Genomic DNA, 23,092 nt, shown 5'->3' with positions numbered 1-23,092 from the left:
AATCGGTTTCGCGCGTGTAATGCATGGTTTTCCCTGCCTGCGGCGCTGCACAAGCCGCCGCATGTCTGGGTGCGCTCGCCGCTTTTATCGACTGCTGAATTGCTGAACTGCTGTACTGCCCTCTTCCCCTGCTGCTGCGAAGCCGTTGTCACGGCAACAAAAAAGGCACCTCGAATGAGCGTGCCTTTTTCGTGTTCCGTGTGTCAGTCAGCCGGCGCTCAATCGCCGGCGAGTTTCCACTTGCCGCCGACGATCTCCACCATCACGCGGGCACGTTGATCGAGGCCCGCGTGGTCGGTCGCGCTCATATTGAAGATGCCGTGCGCACCGGCCACGTCGTGCGAGCTCTCGAGCGCCGCGCGCAGCGCTTCCCGAAATGCCTTCGTGCCCGGCTGACCGGCCTTCAGCGCAACCGGAATCGCATGCTGAAGCAGGAGGCCCGCGTCCCACGCATGACCGCCGAAGGTCGAGATCGAACCCGCGCCATAGGCCTTTTCATAGGCAGCCTTGTACGCAAGCGCCGATTGCTTGACGGGATTCGAGTCAGGCAATTGATCGGCGACAAGCAGCGGCCCGGCGGGCAGATACGTGCCGTCGCAGTCCTTGCCGCACACCCGCAGGAAGTCGTTGTTGGCCACGCCGTGCGTCTGATAGTACTTGCCCGTGTAGCCGCGCTCCTTGAGCGTTTTCTGCGGCAGCGCGGCCGGCGTGCCCGCCCCCGCGATGAGCACCGCGTCGGGGTGCTGCGAGATCATCTTGAGCACCTGGCCCGTGACGGAAGCGTCGTTGCGCGCGAAGCGCTCGTTGGCGACCACCTTGATGTTCTGCTTCGCGGCGGCTGCGTTGAATTCCTTGTACCAGCTCTCGCCATAGGCGTCCGAGAAGCCAATGAAGACCACCGTCTTCACACCGTGCGCGGCCATGTGCTGTGCGATCGCGCCGGCCATCAGCGCGTCGTTCTGAGGCGTCTTGAAGACCCACGCGCGCTTCGCGTCCATCGGTTCGACAATGGAGGCCGCGGCGGCCATGGAGATCATCGGCGTGGACGTTTCCGCGGCCACGTCGATCATGGCGAGCGAGTTGGGCACGACGGTCGAGCCGATCAAGGCGTCGACGTGATCTTCGCTCGTGAGCTTGCGCGCGTTTTTCACCGCCTGCGTGGAATCAGTGGCGTCGTCGAGCACGATGTAGTCGACTTTCTGGCCCGCGATTTCCTTCGGCAGCAGCGCAACTGTGTTCTTTTCCGGAATGCCGAGCGAGGCAGCCGGCCCCGTAGCCGACAGCGTCACACCGATCTTCACGTCTGCATACGCCCCGCCGGCCGTCGCCGCGAGCACCCCGGTCGCGACGCAAGCCGCCCCCATCCAACGCAAAACCAACTGCATCTCCACTCCTTCGATATTCGTTTTCTTTATTGCTACGGATTTTGTGGCGCACCGCGGCCGATTACCTCATGCGCGAATCGATAATCCGCTGCGGAAAATCAACGCAAAAATGCTGACCGCATGGTCGGTGATTGGCGAGTGTAGCGGTCTGCGTATTCAGATGGCAAGTGCTTTCCATCAGCTTACAACGCAGGGGATTCAGCGCGTTCTTTGCGTAATGCGCAAACGCTTATGCAGCGGGGGAAGCCGGCCGCGCGGACCGATTTGCGTAATTTGGGAAGGGATAATCTGTGCGTGCGAAGCAACGTAAATCGCACACCACGGCAGCAGGGAAAGATAATCGCCGTGCCGTTGAAAGAAGAAGCGTAGAAATATAAAAAGCGCTGTTGGACTCTCATCCAACAGCGCTTCCTTGTCCGGGCACTTGGTGCCTCAGTTGTCTCCTCGTTCTCCACCTGCAAATTCGGTGCATCAGAACTAGGTGAAACTTTAAACTTCGCCCCCCTCAGCAGCAACTAGCATTTACCCTAGTGGTGCAGTGCGGCACCGAAATGGGGCGCGGTGCCACCGATTTGTCGCACGGCGGGGCGCTCCGGCATGCCGCAACGCGACATGTTTGCCTGCCGTTGCCCGTTCCGCGCAAGGGCCGCTCATTCTATCGCAGTCCCGAGCAGTCATGGCACGCCAGTTCGTCACGCGCGCAAGGGCCGCACGCGCGCCACGATCTCGCCGACAATGCCGCGCCGGAACGCCAGCACGCAGGCAATGAAGATGATGCCCGTGACGATCGTTGTGGACTCACCGAGTGAGCGGAACCACTCCACGCCCGTCCCTCTTGCGAGTGCCGTGCCGATATCGCCCAGTCGGTCTTCCAGCGCGACGATCAGCGTTGCGCCAAGCAGCGGCCCGAACAGCGTGCCCATGCCGCCCACGAGCGTCATGAGGATCACGAGGCCGGACATGGTCCAGTACGCGTCGCCGAGCGTTTCGAAGCCGAGCACGAGCACCTTGAGCGCACCGGCCAGCCCTGCGAGCCCCGCCGACAACACGAACGCGAGCAGCTTGAAACGGTCGGTGTCGTAGCCGAGCGAAACCGCTCGCGGCTCGTTCTCCTTGATCGCGACGAGCACCTGCCCGAACGGCGAATGCACAATGCGCACGATCAGACCAAACGCCAGCACCATCACCACGAGCACGACGTAATAGAGCGTGAGATCGGAATCCAGCGAAACCACACCGAACAGCTTGCCGCGCGGCACGCCTTGCAGACCGTCCTCGCCATGCGTGAACGGCGCCTGCAGGAACACGAAGTAGACCATCTGCGCGAGCGCGAGCGTGACCATCGAAAAGTAGATGCCCTGCCGCCGAATCGCGAAAATCCCCACCACCAGGCCGATCAGCGTGGCCACCGCCGTGCCCGCAAGCACGCCCAGTTCGGGCGTGAAATTGAGCGACTGGATCGCGTAGCCGGCCGTGTAGCCCGCGCTCGCGAGAAACATCGCGTGGCCAAACGAAAGCAGGCCCGTATAGCCGATCAGCAGGTTGAAGGCCGCAGCAAACAGCGCGAAGCACAGCACCTTCATGACGAAGAGCGGATAGGCGCCGGCGAACGGCGCGACGATCAGTCCGATCAGCAACAACCCATAGAGCGCTTTTCTTTGCATCATCGTTCCTTGCCGAAGAGGCCAGCGGGGCGAATCAGCAGCACGATCGCCATGATTACGAACACCACGGTCGCGGAGGCTTCGGGCCAGAACACCCGCGTGAAGCCTTCGATCACGCCGAGCATGAGGCCCGTGAGGATCGAGCCCATGATCGAGCCCATGCCGCCGATCACGACCACGGCGAACACGGTGATGATCATCGACTGCCCCATGAGCGGCGACACCTGGATCACAGGCGCGGCCAGCACGCCCGCGAACGCCGCGAGCGCCACACCAAAGCCGTAGGTAAGCGTGATCATGAGCGGCACGTTGATGCCGAACGCCTCGACGAGCTTGGGGTTCTCCGTGCCCGCGCGCAGATACGCACCCAGGCGTGTTTTTTCGATCACGAACCAGGTGGCGAAGCACACGGCAAGCGAAGCGACCACAACCCACGCACGATAGTTCGGCAGATACATGAAGCCGAGATTGGTCGCGCCCGCGAGCAGATCGGGGACGTTATAGGGCTGCCCGGACGAACCGTAGATCGAGCGGAACACGCCTTCCACCACGAGCGTGAGCCCGAAAGTCAGCAGGAGTCCGTACAGATGATCGAGCCGATACAGCCAGCGCAGCATCGTGCGCTCGATCACGATGCCGAACGCCCCGACCACGAGCGGCGCGACGACGAGCATCGCCCAGTACGGCAGATCGAAGTACGCGAGCCCCATCCACGTGAGCATCGCGCCGAGCATGAACAACGCGCCGTGGGCGAAGTTGATCACGTTGAGCATGCCGAAGATCACCGCGAGGCCAAGGCTCAGGATCGCGTAGAACGAGCCGTTCACGAGCCCAAGGAGCAACTGGCTCAGCATTGCCGGAAGCGGAATGCCAAAAATCATCATGAAAGCCGCCCTTCGAGGCATTGACGCATTAACGGATTACGCAATCGCGCCGCGCCCGGCCCACCCAACTCGGGGCGCCGGGCGCGGCATACGACTGCGGCATTTACGCGCTCGCGCTTACTTCCACAGCGCGCACTTGCTCTCCTGCTTCGTCGTGTAGGCCTGCTCGCCCGGAATCGTCTGCAGCACCTTGTAGTAGTCCCACGGCTTCTTCGACTCGGACGGCTTCTTCACCTCGACCAGATACATGTCGTGAATCAGCACGCCGTCCTGGCGGATATAGCCGCCCTTGGTATAGAAGTCGTTGACCTTCGTCTTCTTCAGTTGCTCCATGACCTTGTCGGAATCGGTCGTGCCGGCCGCCTGCACCGCCTTCAGATACGTGGTCACCGCCGAGTAGTCGGCGGCCTGCAGTTCGGACGGCATCTTCTTCGTCTGCTCGAAGTAGCGCTGCGCCCACTTGCGCGTGTCGTCGTTCTGGTCCCAGTACCAGCCGGTCGTCAGCACGAGGCCCTGCGTGGTGTCGAGCCCGAGGCTGTGCACGTCGGGCAGGAACATCAGCAGCGCCGCGGTCTTCATCGACTTGTTGATGCCGAATTCCTTCGCGGCCTTGATCGCGTTGACCGTGTCGCCGCCCGCGTTCGCGAGGCCAAGAATCTGCGCCTTCGACGACTGGGCCTGCAGCAGGAACGACGAGAAGTCCGACGCCGACAGCGGATGGCGCACTTCGCCGAGCACCTGGCCGCCGTTCGCCTTCACGACGTCCGCGGTGTTCTTCTCGAGCGACTTGCCGAACGCGTAGTCGGCGGTCAGGAAGAACCAGGTCTTGCCGCCCTGCTTGAGCACCGCGAGGCCGGTGCCCTTTGCGAGCGCGACCGTGTCATAGCCATAGTGGACCGTGTACGGCGTGCACTGCTCGTTCGTCAGCGCGTCCGTGCCCGCGCCCGTGTTGAAGTACACCTTCTTCTTCTCTTGCGCGACCTGGTTCATCGCCAGCGCCGTTGCCGAGTTCGTGCCGCCGAGCAGCATGGTGAGCCCGTCACGGTCGAACCATTCGCGCGCCTTCGAAGCGGCGATGTCGGCCTTGTTCTGGTGGTCGGCGTACTCGATCTGGATCGGCTTGCCGAGCACCTTGCCGCCGAAGTCCGCGACCGCCATCTTGATTGCCGTGAGGCCGCCCTGGCCGTCGTCGTCGGCGTAAAGGCCGGACATGTCGGTGATGAAGCCGATCTTCACCGCGTCGTCGGCGGCCTGCGCGCTCCCCGCGCTGAACGCCATCGCAGCTGCCGAGGCGGCAAATAGGCCCGCGAGCCGCGCGAACGTGGTTTTCTTCATTGCAGTCTCCTTCCTTGGTTGCGTAGTTATTCAGGAACACTCCATGAACACTGGAGGCAAAGCGATTCGCGCCGCGCCCGTGCAACGCCGCGCAAAATCAGACCGAAAATTAAACGCCCAGCAGGTCGTGCAGCACCGGCATCTTCCCCTCGAGCTCGGCAGTGCCGAAGTGCTCGACGATGCGCCCGTGCTCCATCACGTAAAAGCGGTCCGCGAGCGGCGCCGCAAAGCGGAAGTTCTGCTCGACCATCACGATCGTGTAGCCGCGCGCCTTCAGGGTGAGGATCATGCGCGCGAGCGTTTGAACGATCACCGGCGCGAGACCTTCGGATATCTCGTCGAGCAGCAGCAGATTCGCGCCCGTGCGCAGAATGCGCGCCACAGCCAGCATCTGCTGTTCGCCGCCGGAAAGCCGCGTGCCCTGACTGTGGCGACGTTCGGCGAGATTGGGGAACATCGCGTAGATCTCGTCGAGCGACATGCCCTCGGCCAGCTTCGCGCCTTTCGCGCCGATATGCGGCGGCAGAAGCAGATTTTCTTCGCACGAAAGGCTCGAGAAAATGCCGCGCTCCTCGGGGCAATAGCCCACGCCGCAGTGTGCGATGCGATACGTCGGCATCTGGACAGTCTCTTGGCCGCCAATGCGGATCGACCCCGTGCGCCGCCCGGTGAGCCCCATGATGGCGCGCAGTGTCGTGGTGCGGCCCGCGCCGTTGCGCCCGAGCAGCGTCACGACCTCGCCGCGCCCAACGGACAGATCCACGCCGTGCAGAATGTGCGATTCGCCGTACCACGCCTGCAGCCCCGCGATCTCCAGCGCCTTCGCGCTATCGGCTGCGCCGGCAGTGGCGGCCGCCTCGCGTTCGGTGACCGTGTTCATGCGTGCGCCCCCGTGAGCGCCGCGTCCGCGCTGCCCATATAGGCTTCGGCGACGAGCGGGTTCTTCGAGACTTCGGCGTAGCTGCCTTCGGCGAGCACCTCGCCGCGCTGGAGCACCGTGATGGTGTCGGAGATGCCGGCAATCACGTTCATGTTGTGCTCGACCATGAGGATCGTGCGGCCACTCGAGACTTTCTTGATCAGCGCCGTCACGCGGTCCACGTCTTCGTGGCCCATGCCCTGGGTCGGTTCGTCGAGCAGCATCAGCTCGGGCTCCATGGCGAGCGTCGTGGCGATTTCCAGCGCGCGCTTGCGGCCGTAGGCCAGTTCGACCGTGGGCACATCGGCGAAATCGGTCAGGCCCACTTGCGTGAGCAGATCCATGGCGCGGTCGTTGAGCTCCGCGAGTGTGCGTTCGCTTTTCCAGAAGTGGTAAGCGGTGCCGAGCGAGCGCTGCAGCCCCACGCGCACGTTCTGGAGCGCCGTGAGGTGAGGAAACACGGCGGAGATCTGGAACGAGCGGATAATGCCGCGCCGCGCGATCTGCGCGGGCCGCTCGTGCGTGATGTCGATCCCGTTGAAGACGATGCGCCCCGCGCTGGGCACGAGGAATTTGGTGAGCAGGTTGAAGCAGGTGGTCTTGCCTGCGCCGTTCGGTCCGATCAGCGCATGGATCGAGCCGCGGCATACGCGCAGGTTCACGCCGTTCACGGCCGTAAAGCCCTTGAACTGTTTCGTGAGGTCGCGCGTCTCCAGAATCGTGTCGCCGAGAATCATGTCCCCTTCCGAGCGTGGTAAGGCGTAACACTGCAGACCGTCCGTGACTTGTGGTGCACGGTCAGGCCCGGCGCGGACGGTGCGGCGCGCCTCCCGATGCGCGCAACGCGCGCCTGCCGACTTTCGCGTCATTGTCTCGCCAATGATGCAGCGCAATCATTGGGATTTGCACTTAAGGGAGCATCACAAGGACAGTGAACGCTTAAATCGACAATTGACGACAGTTCGATGAAAATTAGCCGCACGTTAGCCGCACAATCAGCGCAAACCCGCCTCTGACAGACGTACAGAAACACGCGCGCGGAAGCGCTTCCGCGCGCGTCTACTATCGCTGCCGGAACGACGCTATCTTGCGCGCCGCTCCATGCCCTCAGGCGGTCGTCAACGTCGCACCGGCGGCGGCCTCCGTTTGCGCACGTGCACCTTCGCGACGATCGGCGCGCAGCATCTCGGCGGCGCGCTCTGCGATCATCAGCGTCGGCGAATTCGTGTTGCCCGAAGTAATGGTCGGCATGACCGAAGCGTCCACCACACGCAGGCCCTCCACCCCGCGCACGCGCAGGCGCGCGTCGACCACGGCGTCCGGATCGTCGGCGCGGCCCATGCGGCACGTGCCGACCGGGTGAAAGATCGTCGTGCCGACGTTGCCCGCTGCCTCGCGCAGTTGCTCCTCGCTCTGAAATGCGAGCCCGGGCAGGATCTCTTGCGGCTCGTAACGCGCAAGCGCTGCGCTGGCCGCGATGCGCCGCGTCAGCCGTATCGAGTTCGCCGCCACGCGCAGGTCGTGATCGGTCGAAAGATAATTGGGCGCGATGGCGGGCGCTTGCGCCGGGTCCGCCGAAACTGCGTGGATACTGCCGCGCGACGTGGGCCGCAAATTGCACACCGACGCCGTGAACGCATTGAAGCGATGCAACGGCTCGCCGAAGCGGTCGAGCGACAGCGGCTGCACGTGATACTGGAGGTCGGGCCGCGTAAGCGCGGGATCGTTCGGGTCCGACTTCGCGAACGCGCCGAGCTGCGAGGGGGCCATCGACATGGGCCCGCTCTGGAAGAACGCGTACTCCATGCCGATCATCAGCTTGCCCCACCAATGCGCGGAAAGCGTGTTGAGCGTACGCACGCCGTTCACGCGAAACGCCATGCGCAATTGCAGATGATCCTGCAGGTTCTCGCCCACGCCGCGCAGATCCTGCACCACGCCAATGTCGAGCTGCGCGAGCCGCTGTGCGTCGCCGATGCCGGAAAGCTCGAGCAGTTGCGGCGAATTCACGGCGCCGGCGCTCAGGATGACTTCGCAACGCGCGCGCGCCACGTAATCCACATCGCCGCGATACTCCACGCCCACGCAGCGCTTGCCCTCGAAAATCACGCGCTGAGTGAGCGCGCCGGTCACGACCGTCAGGTTGGGTCGCTTCATCGCCGCGCGCAGGAACGCCTTCGACGCGTTCCAGCGCACGCCGCGCTTCTGGTTCACCTCGAAATATCCCACGCCGCTGTTGTCGCCGCGATTGAAGTCGTCGGTGGCGGCAATGCCCTGCTCCTGCGCCGCGTGCGCGAACGATTCGAGAATCTGCCACTTCAGGCGCTGCTTCTCCACACGCCATTGGCCGCCCGCGCCGTGAAACTCGCTCGCGCCGCCGTGATGATCTTCGCTGCGGCGGAACACAGGTAGCACACTGTCCCACGACCAGCCGGAGTCGCCCGTCTCGCGCGCCCAGTTGTCGTAGTCTTCGCGCTGACCGCGCATGTAGATCATGCCGTTGATCGACGACGAGCCGCCCAGCACACGCCCGCGCGGATACGAAAGCGCGCGTCCGTTGAGGCCTTTTTCGGCGGCGGTCTTGTAGAGCCAGTCGGTGCGCGGATTGCCGATGCAATACAGGTAGCCGACGGGAATGTGGATCCAGTGATAGTCGTCCGTGCCGCCCGCTTCGATGAGCAGCACGGAAACGTCGGCGTCTTCGGTCAGGCGGTTGGCGAGCACGCAGCCCGCTGTGCCCGCGCCAACGATCACATAGTCGAATTCGCCTTCGAGGCGGCGCGCGGGCGCGCCGCGTGCTCCTTGAGCTTCACTCGGTGCAGGCATGTTGTGTCTCCAGCCACTACGTTTTCTTGGTGTTGTGATTTTCGAACTGCGATTGCGGCGCCGGGCGGCACAGAATACTTCGTCATGCTTGATAAACCACCCGGCTCCTGCCCACCTATTTCGCCACCGGCATCGTGAACTCCGCGCCCTTGGCGATGCTGTCAGGCCAGCGCTGCATGATGCTCTTGTAGCGCGTGTAAAAGCGCACGCCCTCCTCGCCATAAGCATGGTGGTCGCCGAACAGCGAACGCTTCCAGCCGCCGAACGAATGCCACGCCATCGGCACCGGAATCGGCACATTGATGCCCACCATGCCCACCTTGATCTGGCGCGAGAACGCGCGCGCGACGCCGCCGTCCGAGGTGTAGCACGACACGCCGTTGGCGAACTCGTGCGCATTGATCAACTCGACGGCGCTCGCGAAATCGGGCACGCGCACGACCGAAAGCACCGGGCCAAAGATCTCTTCCTTGTAGATCGTCATATTGGTCTTCACATCGTCGAACAGCGTGCCACCGAGGAAGAAGCCGTCCTCATGGCCGTCCACCTTGTGGCCGCGCCCGTCCACCACGAGCCTCGCGCCCGCCGCCACGCCCGCCTCGATATAGCCCTGCACCTTCGCGCGATGCACGCCCGTGACAAGTGGGCCCATTTCCGAGGCGCCGTCCATGCCGCTGCCGATCTGCAAGGCCTTCACGCGCGGCGTGAGGCGCTCGACGAGTTCGTCCGCGATATGGCCCACGGCCACCGCCACCGAAATCGCCATGCAGCGCTCGCCGGCCGACCCGTATGCCGCGCCGATCAGGGCGTCGACCGCCTGGTCGAGATCGGCGTCCGGCATCACGACGAGGTGATTCTTCGCGCCGCCCAGCGCCTGCACGCGCTTGCCGTGCTTCGTGCCTTCCGTGTAGATGTACTCGGCAATCGGCGTCGAGCCGACGAACGACAGCGCCGTGACCTCGGGATGCACGAGCAGCGCGTCCACGGCCACCTTGTCGCCGTGCACGACGTTGAACACGCCGTCGGGCAAACCCGCTTCCTTGAGCAGTTCGGCAAGGCGCACGGAAGCCGAGGGATCGCGCTCCGAAGGCTTGAGCACGAACGTGTTGCCACACGCGAGCGCGATGGGGAACATCCAGCACGGCACCATCATCGGGAAATTGAACGGCGTGATGCCCGCCACGACGCCAAGCGGCTGGCGCAGATTCCAGTTGTCGATGCCGCCGCCGATCTGGTCGGTAAAGTCCGTCTTCAGCAGGTTGGGAATGCCGCACGCGAATTCGACCACCTCGATGCCGCGCATCACCTCGCCCTTCGCATCGGAGAACACCTTGCCGTGTTCGCGCGTGATCAGTTCGGCGAGTTCGTCGTGATGCTGGTCGAGCAGATCCTTGAACTTGAAGAGAATGCGTGCGCGCTTGATGGGCGCCATCTCCGCCCACTCGGGAAACGCCGCGGCCGCGGCAGCGACGGCCGCGTCCACTTCGGCCACCGTGGCAAGCGGCACGCGCGCGCTCACCTTGCCAAACGCCGGATTGAATACGTTGCCGTAACGCTCGCTCGTGCCGTCCAGCGGCTTGCCGTTGACGAAGTGCGTGAGCGTACGCACGCCTGCATCGCTCTGATGTGTCTCGCCCATGTCTGTGCCTCTTCTGTCGTGAAGCCTCGATCCAGCTAGCGTAATCGGCAGGCCGGGGCGCGATCCAATGATTAATGCTCAACAGCGATATAAGGCGGTTTAATATCAGGATATGGACCTGACCTTGCTCCGAGCGTTCGTCACGGTCGCGCGCGAGGGCAACCTCACGCGCGCGGCCACCCACCTGCATCTCACGCAGCCGGCCGTGAGCCTGCAGATCAAGCATTTGCAGGAGGCCCTTGGCGTCGCGCTCTTCACGCGCACCTCGCACGGCCTCGCGCTCACGCGTGACGGCCAGGCACTGCTGCCGCATGCCGAACGTGCGCTCGCCGCCGCCGGCGACGTGCAGCGCGCCGCTGCCGCGCTGCGGCACGAGGTGCGCGGGCGCTTGCGCATCGGCACCATTCTCGATCCGGCGTTCCTGCGTCTGGGCGGCTTTCTGCGTCAACTCGTCGAAACCTGGCCGCAGATCGAAACGGCGCTGCGCCACGGCATGTCCGGCTGGGTGCTCGACCAGGTGCGCTCGCGCGAACTCGACGTCGGCTACTACATCGGCCAGCCCGCGCCCGACCCCGACATGTTCCATGTCATCACGCTCACACGCTTTCAGTACCGCGTGCTCGCGCCCGCGGGCTGGAAGGACCGCGTGAAGGACGCGCGGGACTGGCGCGCGCTCGCCGCGCTGCCGTGGATCTGGACGCCGCCCGCCTCCGCGCACAATCGCCTGCTCACCACGCTGTTCGAGGCCGCGAATGCGAAACCCGTGAAGGTGGCCGAGGTGGACCAGGAGCCGTCGATGCTCGATCTCGTGAAGTCGGGCGTGGGGCTCACACTCGCGCGCGATTCCACGGCTCTCGCCGAAGCGCACGCGCACGGGCTCACCATCGTCGAAGGCGTGGCGGTGCCCACGGAACTCACCTTTATCACGCTCGCCGCGCGACGCGACGAGCCGACCATTGCGGCGGCGCTCAAGTCGATCGAAACGCAATGGGCGATATGAGCCGCGCTCATGAAGACGCGCGCGCGCCGGTCAGGTCGGACGTGAGCGCAGACCGTGTCGCGTAACAGCGCTGTCACACAAGTTTTGATAGATTGGGAATTCGCTCCGCGTTTTCGGCACGCCTGACGGCGTGCTCACCCTGCGCGGCGCGTTTCCAGCCTCTCCCATCGTTCCCCTTGTTCCCTTCGTTCGACAGGAGCCTTGCATGGCCCGCAACATCGAAATCAAAGCCCGCGCCCGTCAATTCGACGCCCTGCGCGAGCGCGCTTCCCAGCTCGCATCCGATGCGCCCCTGATCTTTCGCCAGCAGGACTTCTTCTACGATGTACCGCGCGGCCGCCTGAAGCTGCGCCAGTTCGACGACGGCACGCCGCCCGAGCTGATCTTCTATCAGCGCGACGATCGCGACGGCCCGAAGGCCTCGTACTACACGCGCAGCCCTGTGACCAATGCCGAGGCCATGCACTCGCTGCTTGCCACGGCGCTCACCACGCGCGGCATCGTCTCGAAAGAGCGCCACGTGTATCTGGCGGGCCGCACGCGCATCCATCTGGACCGCGTGGACGGCCTGGGCGACTTCGTCGAACTGGAAGTGGTGCTCGGCCCCGAGGACGACGAGCAAGGCGGCGAAGCCGAGGCGCACGCGGTGTTCGCGAAGCTCGGCGTGGACGAAAGCGATCTCGTCGCGGTGGCTTACGTGGATCTGCTCAATACGGCCAGTGCGGCCTGATCGGTTTAATCAGCAAACGGGCCCTTGCGGCCCTTATCCACCCTTTGCGGCCCTACGCTCACGCAGCCGGCGCGCCCGGCTCCAGATGACCCAGCGGCAGCGGCCCGTTGCGCTTGAACGTGGTGAGCACGATGTTCGAGCGCACGCTGTCCACGCCGGGCACGCGCATGAGCTTCTTCATGACGAAGGTCGAAAGCGCGTTCAGATCGGGCGCGACGATACGCAGCAAATAGTCGGCATCACCCACCACGGCATGGCATTCGAGCACTTCGGGCAGCACGTCGATCTGCTGCTGGAACTGCTCGATGATCGAATCCCCGTGATGCTTGAGCTTCAGGCTCGTGAACGCGGTCACGCCCAGCCCGAGCTTTTCGGGCCGCAGCACCACGCGATACCCGTCGATCACCCCCGAGGCCTCGAGACGCTGCAGCCGCCTGCCGATCTGCGAGGGCGAGAGCGGCACCTGCTCGCCAAGCTGCTGGTGCGTAGCGCGGCCAAAGCGCTGCAGCACGTCGAGGAGCGCCAGATCGAAATGATCGAGTTCGAGCATGAATGAAATTCGCATTGATTGACTTGATAACGCTCGATTATTGCATATCAGAGACTAATCTCGTTCAATACGCGCACATGCCGCGCGCCATCCGCTCTAGACTTGTACAACAGCAAGCCTTTTTAGTGGAGCGTTACGAACATGGCCGCCGCCACCGCGAAACTGCAGGAGCAGTTCGACGCGGGTCTCACCACCCGTCCCGATTTCACGATAGACCAGCCGCTCGAGCGCTATGGTGCGGCCGATCACGCCGTATGGGACCAGCTCTACCGGCGTCAGCACGCGCTGCTCGAAGGCCGCGCCTGCGAGGCGTTCCTTGAAGGCGCCACGCGCATCGGCCTGAACGTTTCCCACGTTCCTTCGTTCGAGCAGGTGAGCGAGCGTCTGATGGCGGCAACCGGATGGCGCATCGTGGCCGTGCCGGGCCTCGTGCCGGATCGCATCTTCTTCGAGCACCTTGCGAACCGTCGCTTTCCCGTCACCTGGTGGATGCGCCGTCCCGATCAGCTCGACTATCTGCAGGAACCCGACTGTTTCCATGACCTGTTCGGCCATGTGCCGCTGCTCACCGACCCCACTTTCGCCGATGCGATTCACGCCTATGGCCGCGCGGCGCTTGCCGTCGAGGAGCGCGCGCTGCCGTTGCTCGCGCGGCTCTACTGGTACACGGTGGAGTTCGGTTTGATGCGCGACGCGAGCGCGCCAGACGGCGTGAAGATCTACGGCGCCGGCATCGTGTCGAGCAAGGGCGAGACGCTCTACAGCGTGGAAAGCGCGGCGCCGAACCGGCTGGCGTTCGACCTCGACCGCGTGCTGCGCACGCGCTATCGCATCGACACGTTCCAGAAAACCTACTTCGTGATCGACTCGTTCGCCCAGCTATTCGAAGCGCTGGGTGCGGGCATTGCGTCGCGCCTCGCCGACCCGGCGGCGCTCATCGCGTCGCAGCCTCACGCGGCGGGCGACGTGCTGCACAGCGACACGATCATCACGCGCGGCACGGGCGAGGGCTGGCTCGACGACGGCGACGTCTGAACGAAAGTCGGCCGGGCGGCGCGACCAGTAGACGCAACTCCCAGCCAACGCCGACGCAAAATCGGACGCAATACGGGACGCAACGGCGCTTTGCGCCGCAACATGCGCACGTTCCTTGACCGGGCCGCTCGCACACGCGTCCCATTAGTGAAAAAATGGCTGATCGGCTAACGGCGCACGCCAGGCCCCAAGCTCAACACAGGTGCAACGATGATCAACCGACTCACATCCGAAGAGCGCGCATCGCAACTCGCCGACCTGCGCGGCTGGCAGGCCGTCGCCGGCCGCGACGCGATCCAGCGCCACTTCCGCTTCGCCGACTTCAATGAAGCATTCGGCTTCATGACGCGCGTGGCGATCAAGGCGCAGGAAATGAACCATCACCCCGAGTGGTTCAATGTGTACAACCGCGTCGAAATCACGCTCTCCACCCACGAAGCCGACGGCCTCACCTCACGCGACATCGAACTCGCGCGCTTCATCGACTCGATCGCGCCTGGACCGCTCAGCGCATAAGCAGCAGTACCAAGCATGGGTACGCTGTGCGCACGGCGAGTGCACACAACGCGCGCGCAGCGTGCCATGAAAGCATAATGCAGGGTAGCGGGCCTTCAAACCTTCAGCTTTGAAGGCTATTCTTGATGGATACGTAAGACTCCCAGGCAGCGCGGGCAATCGGGTCTAAACGTTCCGGTGATATGGCGTTCTGACGCTGTACAATCAGCAGCGCATAAGGCTTGGAGAGCGCACTCGCCTCCTGGCACAACGCGAGTTCGTCGCCAATCGAAGGCGAGCGGTTGCGCCAGAAGTTGATCGCGGCTTCGAGTTCGGTGATCGAAATATCGGACATGTGGATCGTGATCGCGCAACCGTCGGGCTATGCCGTAATGTCAGCAAGCGACGCTTCGCGAACTGCGTGCCTGAACGCTAAAACCCATTGTACTTGAGCGAATCCCATGCGACTCCTTCTGATCGAAGACGACCGCCCTATCGCACGCGGTATCCAGTCCAGCCTCGAACAAGCCGGCTTCACGGTCGACATGGTCCACGACGGCATCTTCGCCGAACAGGCCCTCACGCAGAATCGCCATGAACTCGTGATCCTCGATCTCGGCCTGCCGGGCATCGACGGCATGACGCTGCTTTCGCGCTTTCGCCAAAGCAACCGGCACACGCCCGTTATCGTGCTCACCGCGCGCGACGAACTGAACGACCGCGTCCAAGGCCTGAATTCCGGCGCCGACGACTACATGCTCAAGCCGTTCGAGCCGGCCGAGCTCGAAGCGCGCATTCGCGCCGTGATGCGCCGCAGCGGCCCGCACGGCGACGTGCCGCGCCCCGAAGTGTCGCTCGGCGGCGTGCGCCTGTCGGGCGTCGATCGCCGCATCTTCAACGACGACAAGCCGCTCGAACTCTCGCCGCGCGAGTTCGCCGTGCTCGAAATGCTGCTGCTGCGTCACGGCCGCGTGGTGAGCAAGGCGCAACTGCAGGACCACCTCACGCACTTCGGCGGCGACCTCGGCGACACCGCGATCGAAGTCTACGTGCACCGCGTGCGCAAGAAGCTCGAGAACTGCCGCGTCGAAATCGTCACGGTGCGCGGCTTCGGCTATCTGCTGCAGGAAATCCGCCAGGCAGCCTGATTCGCCTCGCTTCCTGAGCCAGCCAACGGCGGCGGATCACTCCGCCGCCGTTTGCGCTTGATGGCCCGTCACTGGCACGTCAGTGGCACGCGAATGCCCCATCGATGGGACTTCAGCCGCCGCGCCCGCGGCCCGCGTACAATGGATCGGTCCCGTGCGGCGCACGCCGCCGCACCCACGATCCATCATTCGCCCCGAAGCCATCATGTCCTCACCTGCCGCAACGAGTCTGCGGCGCACGCTGCTAAGGCGCCTGGCCGCCCCGCTTTCGCTGCTCGCGCTGATGAGCGGCCTGATCGCCTATTGGCTCGCCTGGCAGTACACGCAGCACGTAGTGGACCGCTCGCTCGCCGACCTCGCCACGGCCATTTCCCGGCAGATCCAGATCGCCGGCGACGATGCCCCCAATACCGTCCCGCCGCTCGCGCAGGCGATGTTCTCCGACCCCGTCGAGCATCTCATCTATCGCATCAGCAACGGCGAAACGGAAATCGCGGGCGACCACGATCTGCCGCTGCAGGGCACCAACGTGCGCCGCATGCACTACGCGTACGTGTTCGAAACGATCTACAAAGGCGTGACCGTGCGCGTCGCCCAGGTGCGCGTGCCGCAAACACACGGTAATCCGATCGTCGTGGAAGTCGGTCAGCCTGTGCATCATCGCTTTCGCATCGCGGCCGAATTTCTCGTCGCGATCATGATGCCGTTGCTGCTGCTGCTGCTTGCCGGCTGGGTCATCGTGTGGCGCGTCGTCAACCAGCAGCTCAACCCGCTCACCGCGCTCGCCGACTCGCTGAACCGCCAGACGCACACGTCGCTCGAGCCCGTGGACGAGACCTATGTGCCCGTCGAGATCCGTCCGCTCACCGGCGCACTCAACGCGCTGCTCGGCCGCCTGAAGACCGCGCTCGACGCGCAGCGCAAATTCATCGCCGACGCGGCCCACCAGCTGCGCACGCCGCTCACCGCGGTGAAGCTGCATGCCGAGCAGGCCGTGAACGCGCGCGAGCCGCAAAAGGTCAGCGACGCCGTGCGCGAGTTGCGTGCGGCCGCCGATCGCGCGGTGCGTCTGTCCAATCAGCTGCTCTCGCTCGCGCGCGCGGAGCCGGGCGAGCAAGCTGCGCGTTTCGTCGATATCGACATGGCCGCGCTCGCGTTCGAGACCGGCGCCGAATGGGTGCCGCGCGCGCTGGCGAATCACGTCGACCTCGGTTTCCAGCGCCTCGACGACCCCGAGAACGACACGCCGTTGATGGTGCGCGGCAACCCCGTGCTGCTGCACGAGGTCATCGCGAATCTGCTCGACAACGCGCTCAAATATTTGCCGCCTGCGCGGCTGGAAGGCGGTCGCATCACCGTGACTGTTTCGCAGTCCTCCGTTGACGGCACGCCGATGGCCGAGATCGTCGTGGAAGACAACGGCAGCGGCGTGCCCGCTTTGCAACAAGCGGATCTCTTCAAGCGCTTCTTCCGAGGCGACGCTCAAAGCGAGAACGGCGTGGACGGCGGCGCGGGCCTCGGTCTTGCGATCGTTCACGACATCATGGCGCTGCATCGCGGCAGCGTGCATTACGAAGATGCACCGGAAGGCGGTGCGCGCTTCATCGTGCGCGTGCCGCTCGCGACTGTCCGAACGCCGGTACGCACGGACGCCAAAGACAAGCGGGACAGCAAGGAAGGCAGCGCCGCTGAAACCGTGCAGCGCGAGGCGGTCAAGTCAGACGAACCGCCGCGCGAGAAGAAACCGGCTCATCAGGCGAGCATCGATCTCTAACGCTGCGCCTGCCACGAAAACGACAAGGGCCGCTCTCATGCGGCCCTTGTGCTTCATGCGACGCGACGCGCGTTGCGCCGCTTACTTCTTCTTTTTGCTCTTGCCCTTCGAGGCCTTGGCGCCCTTCGCAGACTTGTCGTCGTCGGGCGGTGCGAGCATCGTGCCGCGGCATTTGCGGGCGCCGCAACGGCATTCGTATTCGCGCTTGAGCTTCTTCGTCTGCTTCGCGTCGATCACGAGACCGTAGTCGTAGAAGAGTTCCTCGCCCTCTGCGATATCGCGCAGCGCGTGAATATAAACGTGTCCTTCGATTTCCTCGGCTTCGCAGTTCGGCGCGCACGAATGATTGATCCAGCGCGCGCTGTTGCCCTTCACCTTGCCGTCGATCACGTCGCCGTCGTCGAGCGCGAAATAGAACGTGTGATTCGGTTCGTCAGGATTATGCGGATGACGCCGCAGCGCTTCCTTCCAGGAGATGCGCTCGCCCTTGTATTCGATCAGTCGTTCGCCGGTCGCAATGGGGACCGCCGCAAACACGCCCTTGCCGTGCACGCCCGACTGGCGCACGACGATCCTGCGTTCACTCATTGAATGAATCCTTGTGAAGTACTGGGGGAGACTGTCCCGGTCATGACAGGCGGCTTGGAACACATCCTCGCGCGCGCCGCCTGCGGCTCTCTCATGAAGCCGTGCCCGACGGTCTGCCTGGCCTTGCATCGGCCTTCGCATCAAACTTCGCGTCCTGCCTCGCCGCGGTCCGTACGCAAACGCGGCGCCGATTGGGCGCCGCGCTCATGCGACGCCCGGCGCGCCACAGACGGCATCGTACACGCTCGCGCCTCTTTCGTTCAACCCATATGCGCCGTGAGACAAGCGCCGCGCGCAGCGTATCAGCGCTGGCCGAGCGTTGTCTCGCCGAACAGCTTCTTCAACTCGCGCGGCTGCGAGCGCCAGTATTGCGGCGGCGCGTTCACGCTCGCTCCGAGTTGTGCCGCGGCGTGCCACGGCCAGCGCGGATCGTAGAGCATCGCGCGTGCCATCGCGATCATGTCGGCTTCGCCGTCTTCGACGATCTGGTTGGCCTGCAAGGCGTCGGTGATGAGGCCCACCGCAATCGTCGTCATGCCGGTTTCGGCCTTCACCTTGCGTGCGAACGGCACTTGATAGCCAGGTTCGAGCGGAATCTTTTGCAGCGGTGACACACCGCCCGACGACACGTCGATCCAGTCCGCGCCGCGTGCCTTGAGCGCTTGCGCGAAGACGACCGTGTCCTCGGGCGTCCAGCCGCCTTCAACCCAGTCCGTTGCCGAAACGCGCACACCGATCGGGCGATCGGTGGGAAATTCGGCGCGCACGGCGTCGAACACTTCGAGCGGAAAACGCATGCGGTTCTCGCGCGAGCCGCCGTACTCGTCGCTGCGCTGGTTCGCGATCGGCGAGAGGAACTGGTGCAGCAAATAGCCATGCGCCGCGTGTATTTCAAGCGCGTCGATACCAAGACGCGCAGCGCGGCGCGCCGTGGCCACGAACGCATCGCGCACGCGATTCAGACCCGCGACGTCGAGTGCGAGCGGCGGCGCCTCGCCCTCCTTGTGCGCGAGCGCCGAAGGCGCGTGCGGCAGCCACCCGCCTTCGGCAACCGGAATCAGTTGGCCGCCCTCCCAGGGCACATGGCTCGACGCCTTGCGCCCCGCGTGCGAGATCTGCATGGCGATGCGGATCGGCGAATGGCGGCGGATAGCAGCGATAACGGGCTCGAGCGCGGCTTCGGTCACGTCGTCCCAGAGGCCGAGATCGCCCGGCGTGATACGGCCGTCGGGTTCGACGGCCGTCGCTTCGATGCAAAGCATCGCGGCGCCCGACAACGCCAGGTGGCCGAGATGGATCATGTGCCAGTCGTTGGCCTCGCCACGCTCGGCGGAGTACTGGCACATCGGTGAAACGACGATGCGATTGGCGAGCGTCACGCCACGCAGTTCGAGCGGAGTGAAGAGCTTGCTCATGGGAGGTCCACGGACGGATGGCAGAAGCGTCCGAGAATAGCATGCGCTTTTTTCGCGCGTTCGACAGGAAACACAGCGCGTGCGCGACGTGCGCCCGCGCGAGAAGGATCAGGTCGGGTTCAGGGTTGGCGCGCGGCCATGCGGGCGTCTACAGCGTCCAGCCATTCGCCGAACATGCGGCTCGCCTGCGCTTCGAGCGTCGGCCCGTGGCGCGCCGTGTCGTCGCGCAGCGCGTTCACATCCACGCCCGCGGTGGCGATTTCGGCGGCGTTTCCGATCAGCCAGGGCTCGAAGCGGTCGGCGCGCACTTCAGGATGGCATTGCAGCCCGAGCACGTGGTTGCCCCACGAAAACGCCTGGTTCTCGCACAGCGGCGTGGAAGCGAGACGCGTCGCGCCCTGTGGCAAATCGAAGGTATCGCCATGCCAATGCAGCATGGAGGTGAGTGCGCCGTCGATGTGCTGCAGCGGCGAGGCGCGGCCCGCGTCGGTGAGCGTGAGCGGCGCCCAGCCGATTTCCGGCTGCGGCCCGGCATACACGCGCGCACCGAGCACGCGAGCGATGAGTTGCGCGCCGAGGCAGATGCCGAGCGTGGGCAGACCGGCCGCGACGCGCTTTTCGATCATCGCAGCGAGGGGAACGAGGGTGGGATAGCGTGCGTCGTCGCACGCATTGATCGGACCGCCGAGCACGACCATGAGCGACGCCGACAAGGGATTGAGCGCGCCCACGCGGGCGAAGCCGACGTCGACGTAGCGCACGGGGCGTCCACGGTTGCCGAGCACGCGCTCGAAGCTGCCGAGGTCCTCGAAATAGACATGGCGCACAGCCAATACTTCGCGATTCATCGGCAGATTCCCGGGTCGGCTGTGGACGGCTTGCACGTGACCGCCTGTGTACGGCGCGTGTGCACGTTTGCGCCTGCGGTCGTGACAAAAACGTGTGGCAAATACTTGCGAGAACTACACAAATTACCACGCACACAATACCGGCACGCAATCGACATTGCGACGCTTTGCATTACCGTAAATTACATGCATGACGCGCGCGGGCGTCAACGCGCGCCGCCCGCTCCGGGGCGGCGGCGCAGCTGTCGCCTTAAACCGCGAAGATCTTCCAGTTTTTCTTCTGGGTCGTCACGTCGGCCTGTTCGTAGACCGAGCAATCGAGACGCAGATCGGTGTCAGCCATATCGATGTTCAGAAGCTGGCAGTGATGCGGCGTCTTCTTCGGGTTCTTGCTCGGCTCGAAATGCGAGCAGGTCAGGCACATGCGGTGTTGCGGGCTGGTTTCCTGCGCTTCGAGCAGATAAACCGTCTTGAGCAGCGTGCGATAAAGCGTGGACTGTTCGTCCGCCTTCAGCGTGCCGACCGCCTTCGAGAGGAAGTCAGGCCACTGCGAGGCCTTCTTCGCCGCCGTGCGGCCGCGCGAGGTCAGACGCACCGCGAGTGCGCGGCCGTCGTCGAGCGCGCGACGCTTTTCGACAAGCCCCTTGGTTTCGAGCGTGCTCACCGCATCGCTCGTGGTAGCGGCCGTGAGGGCCGTTTCACGTGCGATCTCGCCGAGGCGCATCGGCCCCTTACGCTGCATCAGCAGCACGAGAATTTCGCCCTGGGTAGGCGTGAGTCCTGCCCCTTCGGCCCAGTCCCACGCCTGGCTCCGCATAGCCGTGCTAAGTCGCAGCAGGCTATGGGTCACCCGCCCGGCTGCCTGCTCTCCGTATACGCCTTCGCTCATAGTCTTTCGCTGGTTATTTGGCAGCTTGCGCTGCATCGTCAGCCGCCGCTTTGACCGACGGCCTGTGGGAACGCTGGCGCCCGGTTCCCGAGCGCCGCACCATCTCAAAAAAACCTGCTACGCGCACGCCAAGGTGTACGTAGCACTGTCATTTTTCTTGCCGCAGACCCCGAAAACATCCTTCAAGTTCCGATGCCAGTGCAGCAAACCGACATTCTATGCGAGAGCGGCAAATCGCACAGCTAACTTATCCAACGCGAATTGTGGATAACCCGTTGATAAGCACGCTATTGCTATGTGCACAGGTTCTTGACCGCTCGCAATCGTCGCTGCATGACCCATGCAGGTTATCGCGGATTTCTGTCTCAAACGCAACAGGAATCTGCCCGATTGTGGCTAACCAATCATTACGTAGTCCATTGAGTTTGCAGGGAAATCGAAGGTTACCCACAGCGGTGTGGGGCCATTTGTCCATGAATATGGACCATGTCGGGACCCAGGTCAAAAAAATAAGAACCCCCAGGTACCTTGAAGCCGGCAAAAAAAATTTTCTCCACCTCGAAAAAAGTGGCGCGCGGAACCAACGCGACCCGTTTTTGGCGTGCTTATCGGCCGGTTTTTGTCCGCTCCCCTTACCTCGCTTTTTACCCGCTTCTTACCCGCGTCTTACCTGTTTCTCACCTGTTTCCCAGCCCCGAAAGCACGAAGGGCAGCCCGAAAGCTGCCCTTGCATCCTGCTTTGCCTGCGCGGAGCGCTTCTGGCACCCCGCGAAAATCGGTCAGTGGTCCTGTGCGTCCGCCGGCTCCCCTTTTTTGATTCCGGTCAGGCGCGCCAGCGCAGGCACTGTTGCCGGACGGCTTCGTGCAACGACTTTTCCTCGGCCACCACGCTACGCAGCCAGGTGGCGTCGTTGTTCTGCGCGCGGGCGATCGTGCCGATTTCGGTGAGCGCGCGCGTCGATCCGAGCGCCTCGCCGTGCGGCGCGATCCGGTCCAGCGTGTCGAGAATGTCTTCGGAAATCGTGCGCCGCTCCCCCGTCTGCGGATTTACGCAGGTGCCGGCGAGACCAAAACGGCATGCCTGGAAGCGGTTGAACGTGTACACGAGATAGTCGTCCTCGAGCGGCGCAATCGGCCGGTCGGTGAGCAAATGGCGTGCAAGCGTCTGGATGTAGCAGGCGATCGCCGCGGCGCGCTCCACCGAAAGCGGCGTGTCCATCACGCGCACCTCGATCGTGCCGAAACCGGGTTTCGGACGGATGTCCCAGTAAAAGTCTTTCATGCTGTTGACAACGCCCGTGTGCACCATCTTCGAGAAGTACTCCTTGAACTCCTCCCAGCTCAGCACGAACGGCGCGCGGCCCGACAGCGGAAACGCGAACACGGAATTCAGTCGTGCCGAATGAAATCCGGTGTCCACACCCTGCACATAGGGCGACGACGCCGAGAGCGCGATGAAATGCGGAATGAAGCGCGAAAGCGAATGGAGCAGGAAAAGCGCGCTGTCCGCATCCGGGCAGCCGATATGCACGTGCTGGCCGAACACCGTGAATTGCTTCGCAAGGTAGCCGTACAGCTCGGAAAGATACTGAAAGCGCGGGGTATCGACGATGCGCCGGTCGCTCCACTGCTGGAATGCGTGTGTGCCGCCGCCGCACAGACCGACATTGAGACGATCGGCCGCAGCGACGAGCACGTCGCGAATCTTGCGCAGATCGGCCACGGCCTGCTCGTGATTCGTGCAGATTCCGGTGGAAAGTTCGATCATGCTTTCGGTGATTTCGGGCGTGATGTTGCCCGGAATCTCCTGATCTTTGACGAGGCGCATGAGGTCGCTACCCGCCTTGGTCAGATCGTAGTCGTGCGTGTTGACGATCTGCATTTCGAGTTCGATGCCGAACGTGAACGGCTTCGAATCGACAAATGTTTCGAGTGACATGGCGTCCCCTATCAGGGCGTCGCGCGCAA

Annotated in this window: 20 protein-coding genes and 1 pseudogene; 6 read left to right on the top strand and 15 right to left on the bottom strand. The window is 63.9% G+C overall.

Features of this window, described 5'->3' with window-relative positions; genetic code table 11:
- Positions 1-218: 218 nt before the first annotated feature.
- The 8 genes from U5A52_RS08650 to U5A52_RS08615 form a co-directional block, all read right to left on the bottom strand.
- Positions 219-1,385, bottom strand: a complete 1,167-nt coding sequence (locus tag U5A52_RS08650; protein WP_321934488.1) for an ABC transporter substrate-binding protein — start codon at positions 1,383-1,385, stop codon at positions 219-221.
- 692 nt (positions 1,386-2,077) lie between these two features.
- Positions 2,078-3,049, bottom strand: coding sequence for a branched-chain amino acid ABC transporter permease (locus U5A52_RS08645; protein WP_321907787.1), 972 nt, complete (start codon positions 3,047-3,049; stop codon positions 2,078-2,080).
- Positions 3,049-3,933: a branched-chain amino acid ABC transporter permease gene (locus U5A52_RS08640; protein ID WP_321907196.1), complete on the bottom strand. Its 885-nt coding sequence runs from the start codon at positions 3,931-3,933 to the stop codon at positions 3,049-3,051. The genes U5A52_RS08645 and U5A52_RS08640 overlap by 1 nt, the downstream gene beginning before the upstream one ends.
- Positions 3,934-4,050: 117 nt before the next feature.
- Positions 4,051-5,268, bottom strand: a complete 1,218-nt coding sequence (locus tag U5A52_RS08635; RefSeq protein WP_321907198.1) for an ABC transporter substrate-binding protein — start codon at positions 5,266-5,268, stop codon at positions 4,051-4,053.
- Between the two features lie 109 nt (positions 5,269-5,377).
- Positions 5,378-6,148, bottom strand: a complete 771-nt coding sequence (locus U5A52_RS08630; RefSeq protein WP_321907200.1) for an ABC transporter ATP-binding protein — start codon at positions 6,146-6,148, stop codon at positions 5,378-5,380.
- Complete coding sequence (locus tag U5A52_RS08625) at positions 6,145-6,924, bottom strand: ABC transporter ATP-binding protein (RefSeq protein WP_028203291.1); 780 nt, start codon at positions 6,922-6,924, stop codon at positions 6,145-6,147. The genes U5A52_RS08630 and U5A52_RS08625 overlap by 4 nt, the downstream gene beginning before the upstream one ends.
- Positions 6,925-7,294: 370 nt before the next feature.
- A complete protein-coding gene (locus U5A52_RS08620; protein WP_321934487.1) occupies positions 7,295-9,013 on the bottom strand; it encodes a GMC family oxidoreductase in 1,719 nt (572 codons plus the stop codon).
- A gap of 115 nt (positions 9,014-9,128) precedes the next feature.
- A complete protein-coding gene (locus U5A52_RS08615) occupies positions 9,129-10,652 on the bottom strand; it encodes a CoA-acylating methylmalonate-semialdehyde dehydrogenase (RefSeq protein WP_321934486.1) in 1,524 nt (507 codons plus the stop codon).
- 112 nt (positions 10,653-10,764) lie between these two features.
- Between U5A52_RS08615 and U5A52_RS08610 the strand changes: the two genes are divergently transcribed.
- Both U5A52_RS08610 and U5A52_RS08605 read left to right on the top strand, forming a co-directional pair.
- Positions 10,765-11,652, top strand: a complete 888-nt coding sequence (locus tag U5A52_RS08610) for a LysR family transcriptional regulator (RefSeq protein WP_321934485.1) — start codon at positions 10,765-10,767, stop codon at positions 11,650-11,652.
- Positions 11,653-11,857: 205 nt separating this feature from the next.
- Entirely contained in the window at positions 11,858-12,382 is a 525-nt protein-coding gene (locus U5A52_RS08605; RefSeq protein WP_201698411.1) for a class IV adenylate cyclase, read from the top strand.
- A 58-nt stretch (positions 12,383-12,440) separates the two neighbouring features.
- Here U5A52_RS08605 and U5A52_RS08600 read toward each other — a convergent pair whose 3' ends face one another.
- Positions 12,441-12,932: an Lrp/AsnC family transcriptional regulator gene (locus U5A52_RS08600; RefSeq protein ID WP_028203286.1), complete on the bottom strand. Its 492-nt coding sequence runs from the start codon at positions 12,930-12,932 to the stop codon at positions 12,441-12,443.
- Positions 12,933-13,073: 141 nt separating this feature from the next.
- Here U5A52_RS08600 and phhA point away from each other — a divergent pair, with 141 nt between their 5' ends.
- Positions 13,074-13,967, top strand: coding sequence for a phenylalanine 4-monooxygenase (gene phhA / locus U5A52_RS08595; protein ID WP_321934484.1), 894 nt, complete (start codon positions 13,074-13,076; stop codon positions 13,965-13,967).
- 201 nt (positions 13,968-14,168) lie between these two features.
- Positions 14,169-14,483, top strand: a pseudogene (locus U5A52_RS08590) (4a-hydroxytetrahydrobiopterin dehydratase); the annotation flags it as partial.
- Positions 14,484-14,586: 103 nt separating this feature from the next.
- Here the strand turns inward: U5A52_RS08590 and U5A52_RS08585 are convergent.
- Positions 14,587-14,817: a DUF3717 domain-containing protein gene (locus U5A52_RS08585; protein ID WP_028203283.1), complete on the bottom strand. Its 231-nt coding sequence runs from the start codon at positions 14,815-14,817 to the stop codon at positions 14,587-14,589.
- Between the two features lie 106 nt (positions 14,818-14,923).
- On the opposite strand from U5A52_RS08585, the gene U5A52_RS08580 reads away from it, so the two are divergent.
- Positions 14,924-15,610 (top strand): response regulator transcription factor, encoded by a 687-nt coding sequence (locus tag U5A52_RS08580; protein ID WP_027815974.1) that lies wholly within the window; start codon positions 14,924-14,926, stop codon positions 15,608-15,610.
- Between the two features lie 205 nt (positions 15,611-15,815).
- Positions 15,816-17,384 (top strand): sensor histidine kinase, encoded by a 1,569-nt coding sequence (locus U5A52_RS08575; RefSeq protein WP_321907208.1) that lies wholly within the window; start codon positions 15,816-15,818, stop codon positions 17,382-17,384.
- Positions 17,385-17,465: 81 nt separating this feature from the next.
- Here the strand turns inward: U5A52_RS08575 and U5A52_RS08570 are convergent, their stop codons facing one another.
- The 5 genes from U5A52_RS08570 to U5A52_RS08550 form a co-directional block, all read right to left on the bottom strand.
- Positions 17,466-17,972: an SET domain-containing protein gene (locus U5A52_RS08570; RefSeq protein WP_254319210.1), complete on the bottom strand. Its 507-nt coding sequence runs from the start codon at positions 17,970-17,972 to the stop codon at positions 17,466-17,468.
- A gap of 302 nt (positions 17,973-18,274) precedes the next feature.
- Positions 18,275-19,387 carry an NADH:flavin oxidoreductase/NADH oxidase gene (locus U5A52_RS08565; RefSeq protein ID WP_321934483.1) on the bottom strand — a complete coding sequence of 371 codons (1,113 nt, stop codon included), beginning with the start codon at positions 19,385-19,387 and terminating at the stop codon, positions 18,275-18,277.
- 119 nt (positions 19,388-19,506) lie between these two features.
- Positions 19,507-20,235, bottom strand: coding sequence for a glutamine amidotransferase (locus tag U5A52_RS08560; protein WP_321934482.1), 729 nt, complete (start codon positions 20,233-20,235; stop codon positions 19,507-19,509).
- A 250-nt stretch (positions 20,236-20,485) separates the two neighbouring features.
- Positions 20,486-21,124, bottom strand: coding sequence for a MarR family winged helix-turn-helix transcriptional regulator (locus U5A52_RS08555; RefSeq protein WP_321907216.1), 639 nt, complete (start codon positions 21,122-21,124; stop codon positions 20,486-20,488).
- An 823-nt stretch (positions 21,125-21,947) separates the two neighbouring features.
- Positions 21,948-23,063, bottom strand: a complete 1,116-nt coding sequence (locus tag U5A52_RS08550) for a YbdK family carboxylate-amine ligase (RefSeq protein WP_321907217.1) — start codon at positions 23,061-23,063, stop codon at positions 21,948-21,950.
- Positions 23,064-23,092: the final 29 nt, after the last annotated feature.

This window comes from Paraburkholderia sp. J8-2 (genome assembly GCF_905220195.1).
Lineage (GTDB): Bacteria > Pseudomonadota > Gammaproteobacteria > Burkholderiales > Burkholderiaceae > Paraburkholderia.
Note: the sequence above shows the minus strand (reverse complement) of the source record. Positions and strands in the feature narration are given on the sequence as shown.